This window comes from Campylobacter sp. CFSAN093229, from assembly GCF_011068225.1.
Taxonomy (GTDB): domain Bacteria; phylum Campylobacterota; class Campylobacteria; order Campylobacterales; family Campylobacteraceae; genus Campylobacter_D; species Campylobacter_D jejuni.
This window is the reverse complement of record NZ_JAAMXB010000004.1, coordinates 125,273-144,261: the sequence shown is the minus strand read 5'-3', so window position 1 is coordinate 144,261 and position 18,989 is coordinate 125,273. Positions and strand designations below refer to the sequence as shown.

Below are 18,989 nucleotides of genomic sequence, written 5' to 3'. Positions count from 1 at the left end.
ACTAGGGTTTAGGAAGTATTAATTTTTTAAGTTTGAAGCAAATTGCTAATAACAAAATAAGATAAAATTAGTATAATTTTTTTACAAAAAAATTTGAAAGGAAATTATGAAAAAAATTATTTTGATTTTTATCTCTTTTTTTGCTTTAAATTTGAGTGCAAAAGATTTGGTTGTAGGAATGGAGCTTGGATATCCGCCTTTTGAAATGAGCGATAAAACAGGCAAAGCAAGTGGAATTAGTGTGGATTTTTTAGAAGCTTTTGCAAAGAAAAACGGCTATAAACTTGTAGTAAAAAATATTGCTTGGGATGGTTTAATACCTGCTTTAAAAACAGCCAAGATAGATCTTATCATGTCTTCTATGACAATTACCGATGAGAGAAAGAAAGTGGTGGATTTTAGCATTCCTTATGCTAAGGCAAATTTGGCTATTTTAACTCCTTTGAGCTCTGATATTACAAATATCAAAGATTTAGATAAAAAGGGCAAAGTTTTGGCTTTAAAGCGTGGTTCTACAGGGCATTTATATGCGGTTAAAAATTTAAAAAATGCAACTATTAATTTATTTGATAAAGAAAATGCTGCTATTTTGGAAGTGATTCAAGGTAAGGCTGATGGATTTTTTTATGATCAACTTACGATTTATCGCACTTGGCAAAAACATCAAGATACAACTAGAGCCATTTTGGCACCTTTTCAAGAAAATCCTGAGTTTTGGGGTATAGCAGTGCAAAAAGATAATGCAGAACTTAAAAAAGAGCTTGATCAATTTATTGCAGAAAGTAAAAAAGATGGGCTTTTTGATTCTTTAGGAGAAAAATATCTTAAAGATGTTAAAGATACTTTTAAAAAGAATAATTTAGAATTCTTTTTCTAAGAAGGATTTTCCTTCTTAGGTTACAAAGCTTTCCACAAGCCTTTGCACTAGCAAATTCCATCCATCCACTAATACAAAAATTAAGAGTTTAAAAGGTAAAGAGATCATAGTAGGAGGTAGCATCATCATACCCATAGCCATTAAAACTGAGCTTACAACCATATCTATGACTAAAAAAGGTAGGTAGATTAAAAACCCTATTTCAAAAGCAGTTTTAAGCTCTGAAATCATAAAAGCAGGAACTAAAACCGTAAGGGGAACATCATCTATGGTTTTGGGATTGGGTAGATTGCGTATGCGATAAAAAAGGGCTAAATCTTTTTCGCGAGTATTTTTAAGCATAAAATCTTTAAAAGGCTTTACTCCTTTTATAAAAGCCTCTTCATAGCCTATTTTTTCTGCTAAATAAGGTTTTATACCTTCATTATAAGATTTTGTAGCTACAGGTTCCATGATAAAAAAAGTTAAAATTAAAGCCAAGGTTACTAAAATAGTGTTAGGTGGCATACTTTGCGTCCCCATAGCTTGTCGCAAAAATGAAAATACCACAATAAGACGCAAGAAAGAAGTCATAACAAAAACTATACTTGGAGCGAGTGCAAGTATGGTTAAAACAATCACTATATTTAAAGTAGTAACAAGCTGATTAGGTGTATTGGGTGCACTTAGGCTTAAATTTACTGTAGGGATAGTTGCTTCAGCAGCAAATAAGCTCATGCTTAAAAGTAAAAATAATAATATTTTTTTCAAAATTTAAAAACCTTTTTTTTGTTTTTTATTAAAGAAATTTAAATTTTATCTTTTGATGACTAAAAACTAGTTTAAGGGTATTAGGATTTTAACTTTAAACTGCTAAAATAGTCTTTTAGACTTCTTAATAACAAAGGTAAAAAATGAAAACTTCTATTTTGATTTTAGCGGCAGGATTAGGCACTAGAATGAAATCACAAAAGCCAAAGGTTTTGCAAGAGCTTTGTCAAAAAAGTATGATTTTGCACATTTTAAAAAAGGCTTTTGTTTTAAGTGATGATGTAAGTGTAGTTTTATCGCATCAAAAAGAACGCGTTGAAAAAGAAATTTTAGAACATTTTCCAAAAACACAAATTTTAGAGCAAGACTTGCAAAATTATCCAGGAACTGCGGGAGCTTTAAGGGGGTTTGAGCCTAAAAATGAAAGAGTGTTGATTCTTTGTGGCGATATGCCTTTGGTTGAGCAAACAAGTTTGGAAGCTTTGTTGGGTAATAATGCAAAATTAAATCTAGCAGTTTTTAAAGCAAGAGATCCTAAAAGTTATGGTAGGGTGGTGATAAAAAACGATAGCGTTGAAAAAATTGTTGAATTTAAAGATGCAAATACACAAGAAAAAGAGATAAATACTTGCAATGCTGGGGTTTATGTGATTGACTCGAGGCTTTTAAAAGAGCTTTTACCTTTGATTGATAACAATAATGCGGCAAAAGAGTATTATTTAACCGACATTGTAAAACTAGCAAAAGAAAAAGATGTGATGATTAAAGCGGTTTTTGTAGATGAAGATGAATTTATGGGGATTAATGATAAATTTGAACTCAGTATAGCTGAAAATTTCATGCAAGAAAAAATTAAAAAACACTGGATGCAACAGGGAGTGATTTTTCATTTACCGCAAAGCACTTTTATAGGTGCAGATGTTGAATTTGTAGATGAATGCGAAGTATATGAAAATGTAAGGATAGAGGGTAAAAGTAAGATTATAAACTCTATCGTTAAAAGTTCAAGCGTGATAGAAAATTCCATCATAGAAAATAGCGATGTAGGGCCTTTGGCACATTTGCGTCCAAATTGTGAGTTAAAAAACACTCATATAGGAAATTTTGTAGAATGCAAAAATGCAAAGTTAAATACCGTAAAAGCAGGACATTTGAGCTATTTAGGAGATTGTGAGATAGATAGTGGAACTAATATAGGCTGTGGGACTATTACATGCAATTATGATGGGGTAAAAAAGCATAAAACCATCATAGGAAAAAATGTTTTTGTAGGTTCTGATACGCAATTTATCGCACCTGTAAAAATCGAAGATGAAGTGATCATAGCAGCAGGAAGCACAGTAGGTGTCAATGTAGAAAAAGGTGCTTTGTTTATCAATAGAGCAGAGCATAAGATGATAAAAGATTATTATTACAAGAAATTTCAAAAATGAAAACTATACTTTTGGCTATTAGTGGCAGTATAGCTTTTTATAAATCTTACGAGCTTATTTCTTTGTTTAAAAAAGAAGGCTTTAGGGTAAAAGTTTTGCTTTCTAATGGTTTGTTAAAATTTGCTAGCAAAATGAGTTTTGAAGCCTTGGCTGATGAGATTTTATGCGAGGAAAATGAAAGTTGGCAAAACTCAAACAATCACATAGCTTTTAGCAAGGATGTAGACCTTGTTTTGTTTGCCCCTGCAAGTGTTAATTCTATCAATAAACTTGCTTTTGGTATAGCGGATAATCTTTTTATCCAAACCTTAATCGCAGCAAATAAACCTCTTATCATAGCTCCTGCGGCAAATACAAATATGTTTCATCATTTTAGCACGCAAAATTCTTTAAAGATACTTAAAGAAAATAAAGCTTCGATTATAGAGCCTATTTGTAAAGTTTTAGCTTGTAAAGATGAAGGCGTAGGAGCCTTAGCTGAAGTTAAGGATATTTTTAATATCACCAAAAGAGAGCTTTTAAAAGAAAAGTTTTGGTGTGATAAAAGTGTAGTTATCACAGGTGGTGGCACAAAAGAAAAGATCGATGATGTGCGTTGTGTGAGTAATTTTTCAAGTGGAAAAATGGCAAAAGCCATAGCTGACGCTTTTTATTTTTTAGGAGCTAGGGTAAAACTTTTAAGCTCTGTGGAATTTGATACGCCTTATGAGCTTTGCAAATTTGAAAGTTCTAAGGATCTAAAAGAGCTTTTGGATAAAAATTTAAGTCATAACTTTTTGATTATGACGGCTGCAGTGAGTGATTTTATCCCTCAAAGTGTAAAAGGAAAAATTAAAAAAAATGAGCATTTACAGGGTTTAAACTTGCATCTATCTTTAAATGAAGATTTGCTTAAAACTTGCAAATTTCAAGGCAAAAAGATAGGTTTTAAGATGGAATTTGATTCTCAAAATGCCTTAGAAAATGCGAAAAAATCTCTAAAAGATAAACAACTTGATATGGTTTGCCTTAATATCATTGATCAAAAAAATTATTTTGGAAGTGATCAAAATGAACTTTATTTTATCACTTTAAATAATGAAAATAAAAGCACTTTGCAAAGCAAAGAAAAATTGGCATTTGAATTAGTAAAATGGTGTGAAAAATTATGAGTATGATTAATTCTACCTTGCCTATACAAATGAAAGTTTTGGCTAAATCAGGCTATGGACACTATACGCTTTTGTTAAATCACAAAAAGATTCAAACCAAAAGCATGATAGAGCTTGAAATTGGCGCTGAATATTTAGCTGAACTTTATATGCAAAATGGTGGAGTTATACAATTTAAACATCTTTCAAAGCGTCCTAATTTCAAACCTTTTGAAGAGGGATTGGCTTTGATAATCGCTATTTTAGAGGATAAAATTTCTTATAAAAAATTCATCATACAAAATCTTTTAGATTGTAAAGATATAGAGCGTTATCAGATATTAAAAGAAATGCTTTTTGCAAGTTTTGAAAATATTTATCATATTCCTTTTATCTTTGAAAATAAATCTTGCTTGTTTCAAATGCGTAAAAGAGCAAAATATTTAGAAATTTACTTATATTTTAGTGTTTTTGGAGCTTTGAAAATTTTGATAGATTCACAAGGTGTTAGCGTTTTTACACCTTTTGCCAAGGTACAAAAATTTTTAAATGAACATTTAGATTTTAATGTATCGCAAGAAAACAAGATTGAACCTTTGTTTGTTTTCAAAAGGCTTTTTGATTTTAAAGGATGAAAAATGAATGAATTAAAACACCTTGCTGTTGTTATGGATGGTAATAGGCGCTGGGCTAGGGCTAAGGGTTTTTTGGCAAAACTTGGATATTCCCAAGGAGTCAAAACTATGCAAAAATTGATGGAAGTTTGCATGGAAGAAAATATTTCAAATTTAAGCCTTTTTGCTTTTAGTACGGAAAATTGGAAGCGTCCTAAAGATGAAATTGATTTTATTTTTGAACTTTTAGATCGTTGTTTGGATGAAGCTTTAGAAAAATTTGAAAAAAATAATGTGCGTTTAAGAGCTATAGGTGATTTATCGCGTTTGGAAGATAAAGTAAGAGAAAAAATTACCTTAGTTGAAGAAAAAACAAAGCATTGTGACGCACTTTGTGTTAATTTGGCTATAAGTTATGGTGCAAGAGATGAAATTATAAGAGCTGCTAAGCGTGTGATCGAAAAAAAACTTGAGCTAAATGAAGAAAATTTAACGCAAAATTTAGATTTACCTTTAGATGTGGATTTGATGCTTCGCGTTGGAAATGCTAAAAGACTTTCAAATTTCTTACTTTGGCAGTGTTCATATGCTGAAATTTATTTTAGTGAAACTTTATTTCCATCTCTTACCAAGAGAGAATTTAAAAGGATTATTAAAGAATTTAGAAATAGAGAAAGAACTTTTGGAAAATGATATTTTTCATAATAATTCTAGGGGCTTGTTTGGGTTCTTTTTGCACAAGTTTGGCAAGTAGGATAATTGAAAAAAAACCCTTTTTTATCTCGCGATCTTTTTGTTTTTCTTGTGATACAAAATTAAAATACTATGAAATTATTCCTATTTTTTCTTATGTTTTTTTAAAGGCAAAATGTCAAACTTGCAAATGTCATTTGCCTATTTCTTTGTTAATCAATGAAATTTTAGGCATAATTTTGCTTATTTTGGTTTATTCTTTAAGTCAAAATTTTTATGATTTTTTATTTTTATCTCTATTTTTATTTAATCTTTTCTTACTTTCTTTAATTGATATTAAACTCAAAGCCGTACCACAAATTTTACTTTGGAGCGCTTTTTTATTTGCTTTTTTTACGCCTTTAGGGAAAGTGAAATTTTACATTTTTTGATTTTTAAAGAGTTTAGCGGAGGTTTTTTACTAAATGCTTTTAGTTTTGGAGGATTTGTTTTTTTTATTAAAAAGTTTGGTTTTTTTCTAATGAATTTCCGAAAAAAAGATGAAATTTTGGAAAATTTGGGCGATGCTGATATTATCATTATGTCTTGTATAGGTGGAATTTTAGGTTTTGAGTATGGATTTTTAGTATTACTTATAGCTTCTATTTTAACTTTGCCTTTTTTTATTTTTTTTAAAATTAAAGCAATAAAAGAGCAAGAACTTGCTATGATACCCTTTTTAAATATCGCTTTTGTGGCAGTTTTATTTTATAAAAACTTAGGATTATTCTAATGAAGCTTAGTTTAAGATATGTTTTAAATCAATTTTTAAGTACGAATTTGTCTATATTTTTCGTACTTTTTGCTATTGTATCTATGGTGTTTTTTATTCAACTTGCAAAACTTACTTCAAGCATAGAGATTAGTTTTTTGGATCTTTTAAAGCTTTATGGGTTTATGTTGCCTAGAATTTTAATTTTTACCTTGCCTATATCTTTTTTTATTTCTTTAACTTTGGCTTTGTTTAGGCTTTCTAAGGAAAATGAAAGCATAGTACTTTTTACTTTGGGATTTTCACCAATGATTTTGGCAAAATTTTTCCTTAAAATTGCAAGCTTGATTAGTGCTTTTATGCTTGTTGTGGCTTTGGTAATGATACCTATAGTATTTGAACTTCAGGATAACTTTGTAAACTATAAAAGCACTCAAGTGAAATTTAACTACAAAACAGGAGAATTTGGACAAAAATTTTTAGACTGGATGATTTTTATAGAAAAACAAGATAGTGATAAGTATGAAAACATAATTATGTATCGCCCTAAACATAAAGCAGATGATAAAGAACAACTTATCATAGCCAAAGAAGCGCATGTGCAAAGAAAAGATGATAGTTTTGCTTTTAGCTTGAATCAAGGCAAAATGTATAATTTTGAGCAAGGTCAAAGTATTTTTAGTGGAGAATTTGACACTTTAGTAGTAAATACTCAGTTTAATACAGACAATCTTCAAATAAAGAAATTTTATGAATACTGGAATGATTTAAACGAAAATCCACAAAGAGCAAGAGAATTTGTGATTTATACAACTATAGCCTTGTTTCCACTTGCTAGTACGCTTTTTGCGCTTTGTTTTGGTTTGGTTACTTATCGTTATGAAAAAGGCTATGTGTATTTAGGTATGTTTGGAGTGATTGCTATATATTTTGGACTTTTAAGTTCTTTTTCTCAACCTCCAATTTTGGCTTGCCTTGGAATTTTTTCTTTAAGTTTATTTGTTTCGGCTTATTGTTTTAAGAAAATGATTTTGAGTCGTTATTGATGAAAATAAAAATTATATTTTCTTATGATGGCTCTGCTTTTTTAGGTTCTGCTACTCAGCCTCATAAAAAAGGTGTTCAAGATGCTTTAAGTGGGGCCTTATCGCATTTGGGTATTGTTTCACCTCTTTTGATGGCTTCTCGTACAGATAAAGGAGTGCATGCAAGCTATGCTGTAGCTAGTGTGGAGTGTGGAGATCATTTTGTAAATTTAGAATATCTTCAAAAACAGCTTAATAAATTTTCCCATCCTTTTATCCATATCAAAAAAATTGAAAAAGTAAAAGATGATTTTGAAGTAAGATTTGATGTAAAAAGTAGAGAATACCGCTATATATTTTCTCACTCTTCCTATAGTCCTTTTATGGCTTCTTATGTACATTTTTATCCTAAATTTGACTTAGATAAGGCTAATGAGCTTTTGGGTTTTTTTGTGGGAAAAAAGGATTTAAAGTTTTTTTGCAAAAGTGGAGGAGATAATAAAACGACTTTAAGAGAAATTTTTATTGCTAGAGCTTATGCTTATAAAGATTTTAGCATTTTTCATTTTAAAGCTAATGGTTTTTTAAGAGGGCAAATTAGATTAAGCGTAGCAAGTGTTTTAAAGGTTTTAGAAGGAAAAATGAGTGAAAAAGAACTCAAAGAACAGATTGAGGCCAAAAAGCAATACAATCACTTTTTAGCACCGCCAAATGGGCTTTATTTAAGCCGTATATGTTATTAAAAACTTTCATAGAAATTAAAGGCCTTTTGGGTTAAAATTTTTCTTATTTCTTCTTGATGTTCTTTGCCTTTGGTTTCTAAAGTAATTGAAATCATCGCATCGCCATAATCAAGCTTGGTAGAAAATCTATCATAGTCGATTTTTACTATATTGGCATTGGCTATTTTTAAGCTATCTGTAAGGTGTAATAATGCCCCAGGTTTATCTACTAAAGTAACATGAATTTGCATTTTTCTATAGGATTTAAATAAACCTTTTTCTATGATGATATTTAGCATTTGTGCATCGATATTGCCTCCGCTTAAAACTACGCCAATTTTTTTGTGATTTTGTGTATTTATTTTTTGATGAAGCAGGGCAGCTACACTCGCAGCTCCTGCACCTTCAACTATGATTTTATGTTTTTCAAGTAAAAACAATACCGCATTAGCGATTTCTTCATCATCAACTTGGATAAAATCATCTACGCATTCTAAAATAATATTAAAATTAATAGGATTTACATCACGCACAGCAATACCATCGGCTATAGTGCGTACGCTTTTTGCATTTTTGATTTTTTTAGCATGAAAACTTTCATACATTGCAGGAGCTCCTTTGGCTCCAACTCCGATGATTTTAATGTTTGGATTGATTTGTTTAGCTGCACTTGCGATACCACTTATAAGTCCTCCACCTCCAACAGGTGCGATAATCATATCAAGATCGCTTATTTCATCAAGCATTTCAAGCATCAAAGTTCCTTGTCCTGCCATTACAAATTCATCTTCAAAAGGATGGATAAAACTAAGATTATTTTCTTTAGCATAAGAGGTTGCAAAGGCATAAGCTTCATCAAAATTATCTCCTTTGAGTATCACCTCTGCTCCTAAGGCTTTTGTAGCAGAAACTTTTAAGAGCGGAGTGGATTCTGGCATTACAATAACTGCTTTAATGCCAAATTTTTTTGCACTAATGGCCACGCCTTGAGCATGGTTTCCCGCACTTGCGGCAATGACTCCATGTTGTTTTTGTTCAGTGCTAAGATTGGCTATTTTATTATAAGCTCCACGAATTTTATAAGCACCTGTAATTTGTAAATTTTCATTTTTAAGATAAATTTCACTTTGACAAATATCACTTAAAAAAGAAGAGTATATGAAAGGAGTTTTGTTTACAAACCCTGAAATTTGTTGTTTTGCTTTGTAAATTTTATTAAGCTCTAACACTATTTTTCCTTTGTTTTAAAATGCGGATATTCTAGCATAATGCAACGATTTTGTATAAAATTTATATCTAATTTTTTACATTCTTCTTTGGCTGTTTCATTACTAATACCAAGTTGAAGCCATAGGTTTTTAATATTTTTTTCAACAAGCTTAGGAAGAATTTCTAGTGCCACTTCGCCTTTTCTAAAGAGTATAAGTGTATCGATTTTTTCTTCTATTTGATCTAAATTTCTATAAACTTTTTCATTTAAAATAAACTCTTCTTTAGGATAAATAGGAAAAATTTTATAATTTTTTCTTTGTAAAAATTCTGCTACCCTATAAGAAGCTTTTGTCTTATCTGGACTTAAAGCAAATATGGCAATATTTTTACTTGTATTTATAATATAAGAGATAGTTTCTTTTTCATTCATTATTAACCTTTGTTTTGGTATTTTATCTTAAATGATTAAAAAATTAACTAAAGTGAATTCAAAAAATGAAAAAAGTGTTATAATATAGCAAATTCCGAAGTTTAATAAGGAGGGAAAAATGGAAGAATTTTATCCATATACTTTAACAATCCATCTTCTTTGTGCTATTTTGTTTATAGGTTATTTGTTTGTTGATGTATTTGTTTTGGGCGTAGTTAAAAAGAAAAATCCTAATTTTGACAAAAGTCTTTTTAGTGCTACTGGGGTTAAAATAATGCCTTTTGTGGTTCTTTTGCTTTTTTTAAGCGGAGGTGCTTTGGCAGGTTTTCATTTCAAACCTTTAAATTTACTTTTTGCTGTAAAAATTATTTTGGCTTTTGGAATTTTATCTTTAGTTGTTTTTTCTTTATTTTGTCATTTTATATTAAAGAAGAAAAACCCGCTTGGTGCTTTTATCCACCCTTTTGTATTTGTGCTTTGTATCGCGATAGTAATACTGGCTAAATTAATGAATTATTTTTTTATACCTTGCTAAGAAATACTCCACATTCAAGATGTGGAGTATTGGCAAATTGATCAAAAAGAGCAAACTCTTCCACTCTATGTGTTAGGCTTAATTCTTTTAAATTTTCTTTTAAAGTGATAGGATTGCAAGAAATATAAATAATATTTTCATATTTTTTTATTAAGTCAATTACGCTTTTATCAAGTCCTGCACGGGGTGGATCAACTAAAACATGAGAGAAATTAAAATCATCCAATCGAATATCTTTTAAACGAAAAAATTCTCTTTCTTTTTTGATAGCAAGACTTAATTCTTCGCTTGAAAGTCTTGCAAAGTAGATATTTGTTGTATTGTTAAGTTTGCAATTTTTTAAAGCAAAATTAATATTGCTTTTTGAAATTTCAGTGGCTAAAACTTTAAAAAAGAATGGTGCTAAAGCTAAAGTAAAATTTCCATATCCACAGTAAAGCTCAAGTAAATCCATTCTTTTTTGAGTATTTAAAATTTCACACACCCAAGTAATCATTTTTTCATTTATAGCAGTATTAGGCTGAATAAAACAATCGTTGTTAAATTCATAAAATATTTTTCTATCTTGAATATTTAAAGTTTGTCTTAGATTTTCTGTTTTAAAAATAAGTTTTTTGCCTTTACTTCTTGCTATAAGGTTGATATGAAGAATATTGCTTAAATTTTCTAAATTTGACTTTATATCCTCTATATTTTTATGATAGAGTAAGGTTACGCTAAGTTCTTGCTTTGTGGTTAAAAACTCCACGCCAAAAAGTTTTTCTTTTAATTTATTATCTTGACGCAAGTATTCTAGAAGTTTTGGCATAAAAGCACAAATTTTTTCATCAGCAAAATCTAAATATTCTATAATGTACTTTTTTTTGCTTTTTGAATCAAACATTGCATAAAAAAGCGTATCGTTTTCATGATAAAATGAAAGTTCAGCTCTTGTACGATAATGTTTATCTTTTGAGGCAAAAAGTTTAAAATCCTTTGTATAAAATTCTTTAAAATATTTTTTTATGAAAGAGTGTTTTTCATCTAAAGTGATAAAATTTCCAAAATTTTCAAGACTCATGGAACTTTCTTTCCGATGAGTCTTAATAAAAGCGCAATAAGTATGAAATTTAAAGGCAAGACAAACCAAACGCTAAGTCCTAAAGATACAGGAATATATCCAGCGATTAAAGAAATACCACAGATAAATAAAGCATAAGGAATTTGTGTTCTTACATGCTCCATATGATCGCATTTTGCACTCATAGATGAAAGGATTACATTATCTGAAATTGGTGAGCAATGGTTTCCAAAAATCGCACCTGTTAAAACGCAGCTTATATTAATAACCATATAATGATGCATAGCATTTGCATCCATACCATTGATTTTGGCGATTTCATGAGCTAAAGGCACAGCCAAAGGCATTAAAATCCCCATAGTTCCATAGCTTGTTCCTATGGCAAAAGAAATGGCTGAAGCAAAAGCAAAAATAGTAGCAGGTAAAATAAACTCAGGCAATTTATCTGCAAGCAAACTAGTGATAAATAAAGAAGTTCCTAGATCTTTTACTATACTTGAAAGCGACCAAGCAAATAAAAGCAATACTATAGTAAAAATCATGGTTTTCCAGCCATATATCCAAGTTTCTACCGCTTCTTTAAGATTGAAAATTTTACGACGCACCCCGATAAAAATCGCTACAATAGCAGCAAACAAAGCAGCTTGGAATAACACCACAGAAGAATCAGCATTTCCAAAAGCAGCCCTAAAAGTTTCAAAAGATAAAGGATTGGCACTTGCTTTTGCAAGTTCTTCGCCTTCTAAAGTGCTAAGTCCATTAAAATAAAATCCTAATATAGCTAAAATGATTAAAGTAAAAATAGGAACAATAGCATCAAAAGCACGAATTTTAATACCTTCTTTTGGTGCTAAAAACTGATCTTCTAATTCAGCAGTATCTAGTGTGCCTGATTTAGGTAGAGGTGCAATTTGTCCTGTGGTTCTTGCACGCACTTCAGCCTTGTACATAGAACCAAACTCACGTCCCATGATTGCAGTCAAGACTACAAAAAAAAGCATGAAGATATTATAAAAACGATAAGGTATGGTTTCGACAAAAATTCCAAAAGCACTAATATCGCTAATGCCTATGTGTTCATAAGCGGTTTTAATTAAAGAAACTTCTAAGCCTATCCAAGTAGAAATTACAGCTATTCCTGCTACAGGAGCTGCGGTAGAGTCGATAATAAAGGCAAATTTTTCACGAGAAATTTTAAATTTATCCGCCAAAGGACGCATAATTGGACCTACGATCAGTAAATTAGCATAATCATCAAAAAATATTAAAAGCCCTAAAAACCAAGTGTTAACTTGAGCTGATACAGCTGATTTGGCTCTTTTGGCAAATTTTAATGCTACAGCTTTTGCACCACCCATTTTTGTGATAAGTGCCACAAGACCACCTATACAAAGAATTTGTAAAATGATTCCTGCATTTACTGGATCTGAAGTTGAACCTAAGATATAAGAAATAATCTTTGAAAAAGATTCTACTGCGGTATTATAAAAATTTACAAAAGCTAAATGTTGTGCTTTGAAAATATTTGCAGAAAGACTGAGCAGAAAAGTTCCACTTAAAACTCCAGCAAAGAGTGACAAAATAACATCTTTTGTGATAAAGGCTAAAGCAATAGCAACTAAAGGCGGTATAAGCGTAAAAGCTCCAAATAAATTAGCATTTGCAGCTGCTTCTGAGGAGTTTGCAAATGCAACTAAAGGTAAAAACAATAAAACTAAAAATTTATTCATTCATCTCTTTCTATATAAAATCCATTCCAAGTTTGTGTTACCGGCATAAGCTCGATTTCATTAACATTAATATGGCTTGGTAGGTTAATGATAGACATTACCACTTTGGCAATATCATTAGCACTGATAAATTGCGTATTTTCATACACTGCATCAGCTTTTTGGATATCTCCTTTAAAACGCACTTCACTAAATTCAGTTTTGCAAAGTCCTGGAGCAATGTTTGTTACTTTGATATTGCTTCCTCTAAGATCATTTCTTAAGGCCAATGAAAATTGTCCTACAAAGGCTTTGGTTCCACAATACACATTGCCTCCAAAATAAGGATTTCTTCCTGCAACCGAACCTAAGTTAAAAATATAAGCATTTTTTTGTTTACGAAGTATAGGAATAATAGCTTTTGCAACATATAAAAATCCTTTGATGTTTGTATCAATCATAGTGTTAATATCTTCAAGGTTTAATTTATCAAATTCATCTACCCCTAAAGCTAAACCTGCATTATTAAAAAGCACATCAATTTCTTGAAATTCTTTGGGTAAATTTTCAATAGCCTCAAAGATTTCTTTTTGATTTCTTACATCTATGCAAAGCGTGTAAATCTTATCTTTGTGAGCATTTTTTAACTCTTCTAGACGCTCTTTACGTCTAGCAAGGGCGATTACTTTGTAGTCTTCTTGTATAAAAGCTTCAACGCAAGCTCTACCAAAACCTGAACTAGCTCCTGTAATAAATGCGGTTTTCATTCTAAACTACCTCCGTAAAATAGATTTTCGTTTGCTTTTAAACCCAAGCTTTTTAGATAATCAGCATTTTCTTTTTTACCTGCTGATAGCGCAAAGTCGAGTGCATTAAAACCAAGATCATCAACAGCATTAAAATTTGCTCCTTTTGAAATAAGAAGTTTTAAAATTTCAACATTTCCATAGGCCGCAGCATGCATTAAAACATTTTTTGAAGTGTGCTCTAGAGCGCAAAATGTAATAAAATAAGGCGTATTTGAACCTATGTTCGCACTTAATGCTAATTTTTCATTGTTATTAATATATTTTTGATTAACATTTGCTCCATTATCAAGAAGTAGTTTTATGATATCAAGACGATTAAACTCTATGGCATAAAAAAGTGGGGTTTTACCAAAGGCATTGGCTTGATTAACATTTGCTCCATTTTGGATTAAAAAGTTTGTATTTTCATAATTTTCCAATGCATAAAAAATAGCACTTTCATAACCTTCGTCAATCCTAGCACCAAAACGAATCAAAAGTTCTAAAATTTCTTTTTCTCTTTGATTTAAAAGCGCTGCTTGCAAGGCTATAGTAAGGTCATCTTGGCTTGGATTATTTGAAAAAATAAAATCTTGTATATAAGATACTGAATAATTTTTATTTGACATGATTTTTGCTAAAGGACTAATGTCTTTGTAAATTTTTGTTTCACCAACAGCCCAATTTAAAAATTCGTTTAAGGCATTGCTAGTATAGTAAATATTGCTACCTTTGTCAAAATTAAAATTACTTTCAAAATACTTTTCTAAAGGTTCTATAGCATTGTTATATTCTTTCCAAAAAGCTTTGTAAAGTCTAAAATTTCCTATGCTTTGATATGCCCAATATCTAAAATAAGATTTTAAAATATCATATTTTTTTTCTAAATTTTCGGGTGTATCTAAAGTTTTTTGATAAGCGATGGGATCGATAGCTATTTTTAATAATAAAAAATCAAATTGTTGTAATTTGGGCAAATAAGCCACACCATTACAAGAGCTATTGCTTCCGCGAATTTCATTGGAAATCGCATAGAGTTTTTTTGTAAAATCTTGATTTTTTAAAGATTCTTTACAGCTTGAAGCTATATTTAAATAATCTAAATTTGAACTTTCATTTAGCAATGTTTTATTATTTTTAATGTTGTCGCAGTTAATGGCATCGCTAGCCATTAAACTTGCAAAACAACAAAAGGAAGTGAATAATAACTTCAATATTTTTCCTTTGAAAATTTTAATTTTGTTATTTAATCCAAATAAGTATTAAATTTGAATTAATTTTCAAGTTTGAAATTTTCAATCTCATTAAAATTTAAATATCTATAGATATTTGCCTTATGCTCATCACTTAGCTTTTCGCTGACAATTTGTAAATATTCTTCCTTGCTTGGAATTTTACCCAAAATCGCACAAACTGCTGCAAGTTCTGCACTGCCTAAATATACTTTAGCACCCATTCCCATACGGTTGTCAAAATTTCTTGTAGAAGTTGAGAAAACTACAGCTCCATCATTTACTCTAGCTTGATTACCCATACATAAAGAACAACCAGGAACTTCTATTCTAGCACCTGCTGCGCCAAAGATGCTGTAATAACCTTCATTAGTAAGTTGCGCTTTATCCATTTTTGTTGGAGGTACTACCCAAAGTCTGGTTTTAAGTATGCCTTTATCTTTTAAAATTTCTCCCAAAGCTCTATAATGTCCTATATTTGTCATACAAGAGCCTACAAAAACTTCATCTATATTTTTTGGACGCTTATCATCGGCTAAAATTTCACTCAAAGTCGCCACATCATCAGGGTCATTTGGACAAGCTAGGATTGGCTCTTTAATGTCATTAAGATTAATATCTATAATATAAGCGTATTTTGCATCTTTATCTGCTCTTAAAAGAGTAGGGTTTTTAAGCCATTCTCTCATTTTTTCAGCCCTTCTGGCAAGGGTAGCTTTATTCTCATATCCTGCTTCTATCATAGCTTCAATTAAAGAAATATTGGATTTGATATATTCGCTTACACTTTCTATGCTTAAATCCACACTGCAAGCAGCTGCAGATCTTTCAGCGCTTGCATCACTAAGTTCAAAAGCTTGTTCGACTTTTAAGTTTGGCAAGCCTTCTATTTCTAAAATTTTTCCTGCAAAAATATTTTTCTTATTTTTCTTTTCAACAGTAAGTTGTCCTTGTTTGATTGCATAATAAGGTATAGCATTAACCAAATCTCTTAAGGTAACTCCAGCTTGCAATTCTCCACTAAAACGCACTAAAACACTTTCAGGGACATTTAAAGGCATAGAACCAGTAACTGCAGCAAAAGCTACAAGTCCACTTCCTGCAGGGAAAGAAATTCCTATAGGAAAGCGTGTATGAGAATCTCCACCTGTTCCTACGGTATCTGGCAATACAAAACGATTAAGCCAAGAGTGAATAACCCCATCACCTGGTTTTAAACTCACCCCACCACGACTTGTCATGAAATTGGGTAAGGTTTTGTGTAAATTTGAATCGCTTACTTTTGGATAAGCAGCTGTATGGCAAAAGCTTTGCATCACAAAGTCTGCATTAAAACCTAGGCTTGCAAGTTCTTTGATTTCATCTCTAGTCATAGGACCTGTGGTATCTTGAGAGCCTACGGTTAAAGTCATAGGTTCTATATACATACCTGGACGCACACCTTCGATTCCACAGGCACGACCTAGCATTTTTTGAGCTAGGGTATAACCACCGCTTGAAGATTTAGGTTGTTCAGGTTTGGTAAAGATATTTTCACTTTCCATGCCTAAAAATTCTCTAGCCTTAGCACAAAGCCCACGACCTATGATAAGTGGGATTCTTCCTCCTGCTCTAACTTCATCTAAGAGAGTGTTTGGACTGAGTGTAAATTCTGCGATTGTAGAGCCATTTTTTATGATTTTTCCCTTATAAGGATGAATTTCAAACTCATCACCCATTTCTAAGTTTGTTACATCACAGATGATGGGTAAAGCCCCGCTATCTTGAGCAGTGTTAAAGAAAATCGGTGCTATAGTTGAACCCATTACTATACCACCGCTATGCTTGTTTGGTACCCCTTCTATTTCTTTTCCTAAGTGCCATTGTATAGAATTTATTGCTGATTTTCTACTTGAACCTGTTCCTACAACATCACCTACATAAACTACTTCGCGACCGCTTTTTTTAAGCTCTTTGATTTTTTCTAAGGATCCTGCTTGTCTTACCTTTAGCATGGCATTTGCATGCAAAGGAATATCGCTTCTTGTAAAAGCATCTCCTGCAGGGCTTAGATCATCGGTATTTGTTTCCCCTGCTACTTTGAAAACTATACATTTAATCACTTGAGGTAATTTTTCTTTTTTGTTAAACCAGTCCGCATTTGCCCAGCTTTGTAAAACTTCCTTAGCGTGTGGATTGTTTTTGCTAAGTTCAGCTATGGTATGAAAATTATCGTGTACAAAAATAATATTTTTCAACACTTCTGCAGCATCTTTGGCTATGTTTTCATCTTTTAAGGCATCGATTAAAACTTTAACATTATATCCGCCTAGCATAGTTCCAAGCATTCTTAAGGCTCTTTTTTTGTCTATGTTCGGAGTGCTGATTTTACCTTTAAGTATAGAATCTAAAAATTCACATTTTACTAAAGCTGCATCATCAACACCAGGATTTACTCTATTTTCTAAAAGATTTGCAAGCTCTTCATTATTTTCATTTTCAAGTAATTTACAAAGTTCTCTAGTTTGATTTGCATTTAAAGGAAGGGGTGGTATACCCAAAGCGGCTCTTTCTTCAACAAGTTTATTGTATTCTTGCATAAAAGACATTTTCTACTCCTTAAATATTTTTTATTATAATTGTAGCTCTTTGAAGGATAAAAAATGTTTAAAGTTTATTATAAAATGCCTTTATGTTACCTATCTTTACATAGTGATGGAAAATTTTTAACTAGAGTCGATTTTTGTGATAATAAAAGATCAGAAAAAAATTGTAGTTTGCTTGACTTAGCAAAATATGAACTTGATTTATATTTTACTCATAAGCTTAGAAAATTTAGCATTCCTGTTTTGATACAAGGTACAGATTTTGAATCAAAGGTTTATAGGGCTTTAATGAAAATTCCTTATGGCAAAATAGCTACTTATAAAGATATAGCAGAAAAAATTAATCATCCAAAAGCTTTTAGAGCTGTCGGAAATGCAAATTCTAAAAATCAAATTCCTATTTTTATACCTTGTCATAGAGTTATTGCAAGCAATGGCATAGGAGGATATAATGGAGGGCTTGAAATAAAAAGATTTTTGCTTGAAAATGAAGGAGTGAATTTAAAATAAGCTTGGGATTTGATTTTCTTTGTTTTCAAATTCTTGTTCAAAAATATCATAATTTTCAAGAATTAAACAATATTTAAAATTTTTTAATTTTCTTAAATCTGAAAGCTGATTATAGGAAAAATCGCAAAATAAAGAATTTTTAGAAGCAATTTTAAAGTCTTTTATGTTTTTAAATTTTTCTTTCCAGAATTCAAAGGTATTTTGGTTGTTGCTTACAATAAACGCTTGAGAGCTTGAACCAAAAGGAGTGATTTCAAATTTATCATCAATAAAATAAATTTTAAAATCATCAATCTTATTAAAGTCAAATATTATTTTTTGATTTTTTTCTTTTAAAAAAGAAATAATTTTTGCAAAACTATTTGCGTAAAAAAAAGGTAAATTAAGATTTTTAAAATATAAATTTTCACAAATCAAAGTTGTAAAAAAGAAGCTAGATCGCGATAATAAGGTAAAATTAGCATCTTTTAGACTATGAGAATAGGCACAAAGTTTATTTAAGTAATTTTCTTCACAGTAGCAAAAAATTTCACCCTTTTTTGCTTTGATTAGTTTTTCAAAATCAGCAAAAATATTTCCTTTTAAAATGTTAAAATAAAAAGCCTTGCAAAGACTTAGTTCGTAAGATTTAAAAAGTAAAAATTCACATTCTTTATCTTCACAAAAAAAGCGTAAAAATCTTACAAGAGCTTGTTCTAGATTTTCTACTCTAAAGTAAAAAATGTCTTTATCTTCAATAGTAATATTATTTTCTGTAATTATAGCATAAGCGCCTTTTTTTACAGCTTGGGTAATTTCTTTTTTATCGTTATTAAAGAAGGCAAAGCCTGTTTTAAGTTCGTTTAAATTTATGGCAAAACCTTCCACGCTTAAAACGCTACCTTCGTGAATGAGTGTCGCGTTTAAAAGTTCACCTAAATTGCTAATTTGCAT

General features: G+C 30.7%; 18 protein-coding genes and 1 pseudogene. 10 read left to right on the top strand and 9 right to left on the bottom strand.

The genetic code is table 11. The features are described 5' to 3' along the window. The first annotated feature begins 106 nt into the window (after positions 1 to 106). A complete protein-coding gene (locus FBE93_RS02045; protein ID WP_004315550.1) occupies positions 107 to 877 on the top strand; it encodes a transporter substrate-binding domain-containing protein in 771 nt (256 codons plus the stop codon). 15 nt (positions 878 to 892) lie between these two features. Here the strand turns inward: FBE93_RS02045 and fliP are convergent, their stop codons facing one another. After that, positions 893 to 1,627 (bottom strand): flagellar type III secretion system pore protein FliP, encoded by a 735-nt coding sequence (gene fliP, locus FBE93_RS02040; protein ID WP_002861462.1) that lies wholly within the window; start codon positions 1,625 to 1,627, stop codon positions 893 to 895. 143 nt (positions 1,628 to 1,770) lie between these two features. On the opposite strand from fliP, the gene glmU reads away from it, so the two are divergent. The 7 genes and pseudogenes from glmU to truA all read left to right on the top strand — a co-directional run bounded on the left by glmU (position 1,771) and on the right by truA (position 8,016). Continuing rightward, positions 1,771 to 3,060 (top strand): bifunctional UDP-N-acetylglucosamine diphosphorylase/glucosamine-1-phosphate N-acetyltransferase GlmU, encoded by a 1,290-nt coding sequence (glmU, locus tag FBE93_RS02035; protein ID WP_004315548.1) that lies wholly within the window; start codon positions 1,771 to 1,773, stop codon positions 3,058 to 3,060. Continuing rightward, positions 3,057 to 4,211 (top strand): bifunctional phosphopantothenoylcysteine decarboxylase/phosphopantothenate--cysteine ligase CoaBC, encoded by a 1,155-nt coding sequence (gene coaBC / locus FBE93_RS02030; protein WP_004315546.1) that lies wholly within the window; start codon positions 3,057 to 3,059, stop codon positions 4,209 to 4,211. The genes glmU and coaBC overlap by 4 nt, the downstream gene beginning before the upstream one ends. Beyond that, positions 4,208 to 4,825, top strand: coding sequence for a hypothetical protein (locus FBE93_RS02025; protein WP_002892499.1), 618 nt, complete (start codon positions 4,208 to 4,210; stop codon positions 4,823 to 4,825). Before coaBC ends, FBE93_RS02025 begins: the two co-directional genes overlap by 4 nt. Positions 4,826 to 4,828: 3 nt before the next feature. Next, positions 4,829 to 5,497 (top strand): polyprenyl diphosphate synthase, encoded by a 669-nt coding sequence (gene uppS / locus FBE93_RS02020; RefSeq protein ID WP_002852565.1) that lies wholly within the window; start codon positions 4,829 to 4,831, stop codon positions 5,495 to 5,497. Next, positions 5,494 to 6,269, top strand: a pseudogene (locus FBE93_RS02015) (prepilin peptidase). The gene uppS and the pseudogene FBE93_RS02015 overlap by 4 nt, the downstream one beginning before the upstream one ends. Next, positions 6,269 to 7,294: an LptF/LptG family permease gene (locus FBE93_RS02010; protein WP_165434131.1), complete on the top strand. Its 1,026-nt coding sequence runs from the start codon at positions 6,269 to 6,271 to the stop codon at positions 7,292 to 7,294. Before FBE93_RS02015 ends, FBE93_RS02010 begins: the two are co-directional and overlap by 1 nt. After that, positions 7,291 to 8,016, top strand: a complete 726-nt coding sequence (gene truA / locus FBE93_RS02005) for a tRNA pseudouridine(38-40) synthase TruA (RefSeq protein ID WP_072225843.1) — start codon at positions 7,291 to 7,293, stop codon at positions 8,014 to 8,016. The genes FBE93_RS02010 and truA overlap by 4 nt, the downstream gene beginning before the upstream one ends. Here the strand turns inward: truA and ilvA are convergent. Together ilvA and FBE93_RS01995 are read right to left on the bottom strand one after the other, a co-directional pair. Further along, complete coding sequence (gene ilvA / locus FBE93_RS02000; RefSeq protein WP_165434130.1) at positions 8,013 to 9,224, bottom strand: threonine ammonia-lyase; 1,212 nt, start codon at positions 9,222 to 9,224, stop codon at positions 8,013 to 8,015. The genes truA and ilvA overlap by 4 nt on opposite strands. After that, a complete protein-coding gene (locus tag FBE93_RS01995; RefSeq protein ID WP_002881532.1) occupies positions 9,224 to 9,637 on the bottom strand; it encodes a CoA-binding protein in 414 nt (137 codons plus the stop codon). Before FBE93_RS01995 ends, ilvA begins: the two co-directional genes overlap by 1 nt. Before the next feature lie 118 nt (positions 9,638 to 9,755). Here FBE93_RS01995 and FBE93_RS01990 point away from each other — a divergent pair, with 118 nt between their 5' ends. Beyond that, the gene (locus FBE93_RS01990) at positions 9,756 to 10,172 is read left to right on the top strand and encodes a membrane protein (protein WP_002856751.1); all 417 of its coding nucleotides are present in this window, start codon (positions 9,756 to 9,758) and stop codon (positions 10,170 to 10,172) included. Here the strand turns inward: FBE93_RS01990 and trmA are convergent. Genes trmA through FBE93_RS01965 form a run of 5 tightly spaced genes read right to left on the bottom strand, consistent with a single transcriptional unit; the run spans position 10,159 to position 17,549 of the window. After that, entirely contained in the window at positions 10,159 to 11,232 is a 1,074-nt protein-coding gene (trmA, locus tag FBE93_RS01985) for a tRNA (uridine(54)-C5)-methyltransferase TrmA (protein WP_165434129.1), read from the bottom strand. The two genes, FBE93_RS01990 and trmA, sit on opposite strands and share 14 nt — an antisense overlap. Further along, the gene (locus FBE93_RS01980; RefSeq protein WP_004315534.1) at positions 11,229 to 12,962 is read right to left on the bottom strand and encodes a Na+/H+ antiporter NhaC family protein; all 1,734 of its coding nucleotides are present in this window, start codon (positions 12,960 to 12,962) and stop codon (positions 11,229 to 11,231) included. The genes trmA and FBE93_RS01980 overlap by 4 nt, the downstream gene beginning before the upstream one ends. Next, positions 12,959 to 13,708, bottom strand: coding sequence for an SDR family NAD(P)-dependent oxidoreductase (locus FBE93_RS01975; RefSeq protein WP_004315532.1), 750 nt, complete (start codon positions 13,706 to 13,708; stop codon positions 12,959 to 12,961). The genes FBE93_RS01980 and FBE93_RS01975 overlap by 4 nt, the downstream gene beginning before the upstream one ends. Next, on the bottom strand, positions 13,705 to 14,943 hold the full coding sequence (locus FBE93_RS01970; protein WP_002892514.1) for an ankyrin repeat domain-containing protein: 1,239 nt from the start codon (positions 14,941 to 14,943) through the stop codon (positions 13,705 to 13,707). Before FBE93_RS01970 ends, FBE93_RS01975 begins: the two co-directional genes overlap by 4 nt. Positions 14,944 to 15,002: 59 nt before the next feature. Continuing rightward, complete coding sequence (locus FBE93_RS01965; RefSeq protein ID WP_165434128.1) at positions 15,003 to 17,549, bottom strand: bifunctional aconitate hydratase 2/2-methylisocitrate dehydratase; 2,547 nt, start codon at positions 17,547 to 17,549, stop codon at positions 15,003 to 15,005. 54 nt (positions 17,550 to 17,603) lie between these two features. Between FBE93_RS01965 and FBE93_RS01960 the strand changes: the two genes are divergently transcribed. Continuing rightward, on the top strand, positions 17,604 to 18,056 hold the full coding sequence (locus FBE93_RS01960) for a methylated-DNA--[protein]-cysteine S-methyltransferase (RefSeq protein ID WP_002892517.1): 453 nt from the start codon (positions 17,604 to 17,606) through the stop codon (positions 18,054 to 18,056). Here FBE93_RS01960 and FBE93_RS01955 read toward each other — a convergent pair. Beyond that, complete coding sequence (locus FBE93_RS01955; RefSeq protein ID WP_165434127.1) at positions 18,048 to 18,989, bottom strand: hypothetical protein; 942 nt, start codon at positions 18,987 to 18,989, stop codon at positions 18,048 to 18,050. The genes FBE93_RS01960 and FBE93_RS01955 overlap by 9 nt on opposite strands.

Coding starts and splice junctions, on each gene's coding strand:
- FBE93_RS01990 (WP_002856751.1), top strand. CDS start 9,756: ATGGAAGAATTTTATCCATATACTTTAACAATCCATCTTCTTTGTGCT.
- FBE93_RS02010 (WP_165434131.1), top strand. CDS start 6,269: ATGAAGCTTAGTTTAAGATATGTTTTAAATCAATTTTTAAGTACGAAT.
- FBE93_RS02045 (WP_004315550.1), top strand. CDS start 107: ATGAAAAAAATTATTTTGATTTTTATCTCTTTTTTTGCTTTAAATTTG.
- trmA (WP_165434129.1), bottom strand. CDS start 11,232: ATGAGTCTTGAAAATTTTGGAAATTTTATCACTTTAGATGAAAAACAC.
- coaBC (WP_004315546.1), top strand. CDS start 3,057: ATGAAAACTATACTTTTGGCTATTAGTGGCAGTATAGCTTTTTATAAA.
- FBE93_RS01955 (WP_165434127.1), bottom strand. CDS start 18,989: ATGCAAATTAGCAATTTAGGTGAACTTTTAAACGCGACACTCATTCAC.
- glmU (WP_004315548.1), top strand. CDS start 1,771: ATGAAAACTTCTATTTTGATTTTAGCGGCAGGATTAGGCACTAGAATG.
- FBE93_RS01980 (WP_004315534.1), bottom strand. CDS start 12,962: ATGAATAAATTTTTAGTTTTATTGTTTTTACCTTTAGTTGCATTTGCA.
- FBE93_RS01965 (WP_165434128.1), bottom strand. CDS start 17,549: ATGTCTTTTATGCAAGAATACAATAAACTTGTTGAAGAAAGAGCCGCT.
- uppS (WP_002852565.1), top strand. CDS start 4,829: ATGAATGAATTAAAACACCTTGCTGTTGTTATGGATGGTAATAGGCGC.
- FBE93_RS01975 (WP_004315532.1), bottom strand. CDS start 13,708: ATGAAAACCGCATTTATTACAGGAGCTAGTTCAGGTTTTGGTAGAGCT.
- FBE93_RS01960 (WP_002892517.1), top strand. CDS start 17,604: ATGTTTAAAGTTTATTATAAAATGCCTTTATGTTACCTATCTTTACAT.
- FBE93_RS02025 (WP_002892499.1), top strand. CDS start 4,208: ATGAGTATGATTAATTCTACCTTGCCTATACAAATGAAAGTTTTGGCT.
- FBE93_RS01995 (WP_002881532.1), bottom strand. CDS start 9,637: ATGAATGAAAAAGAAACTATCTCTTATATTATAAATACAAGTAAAAAT.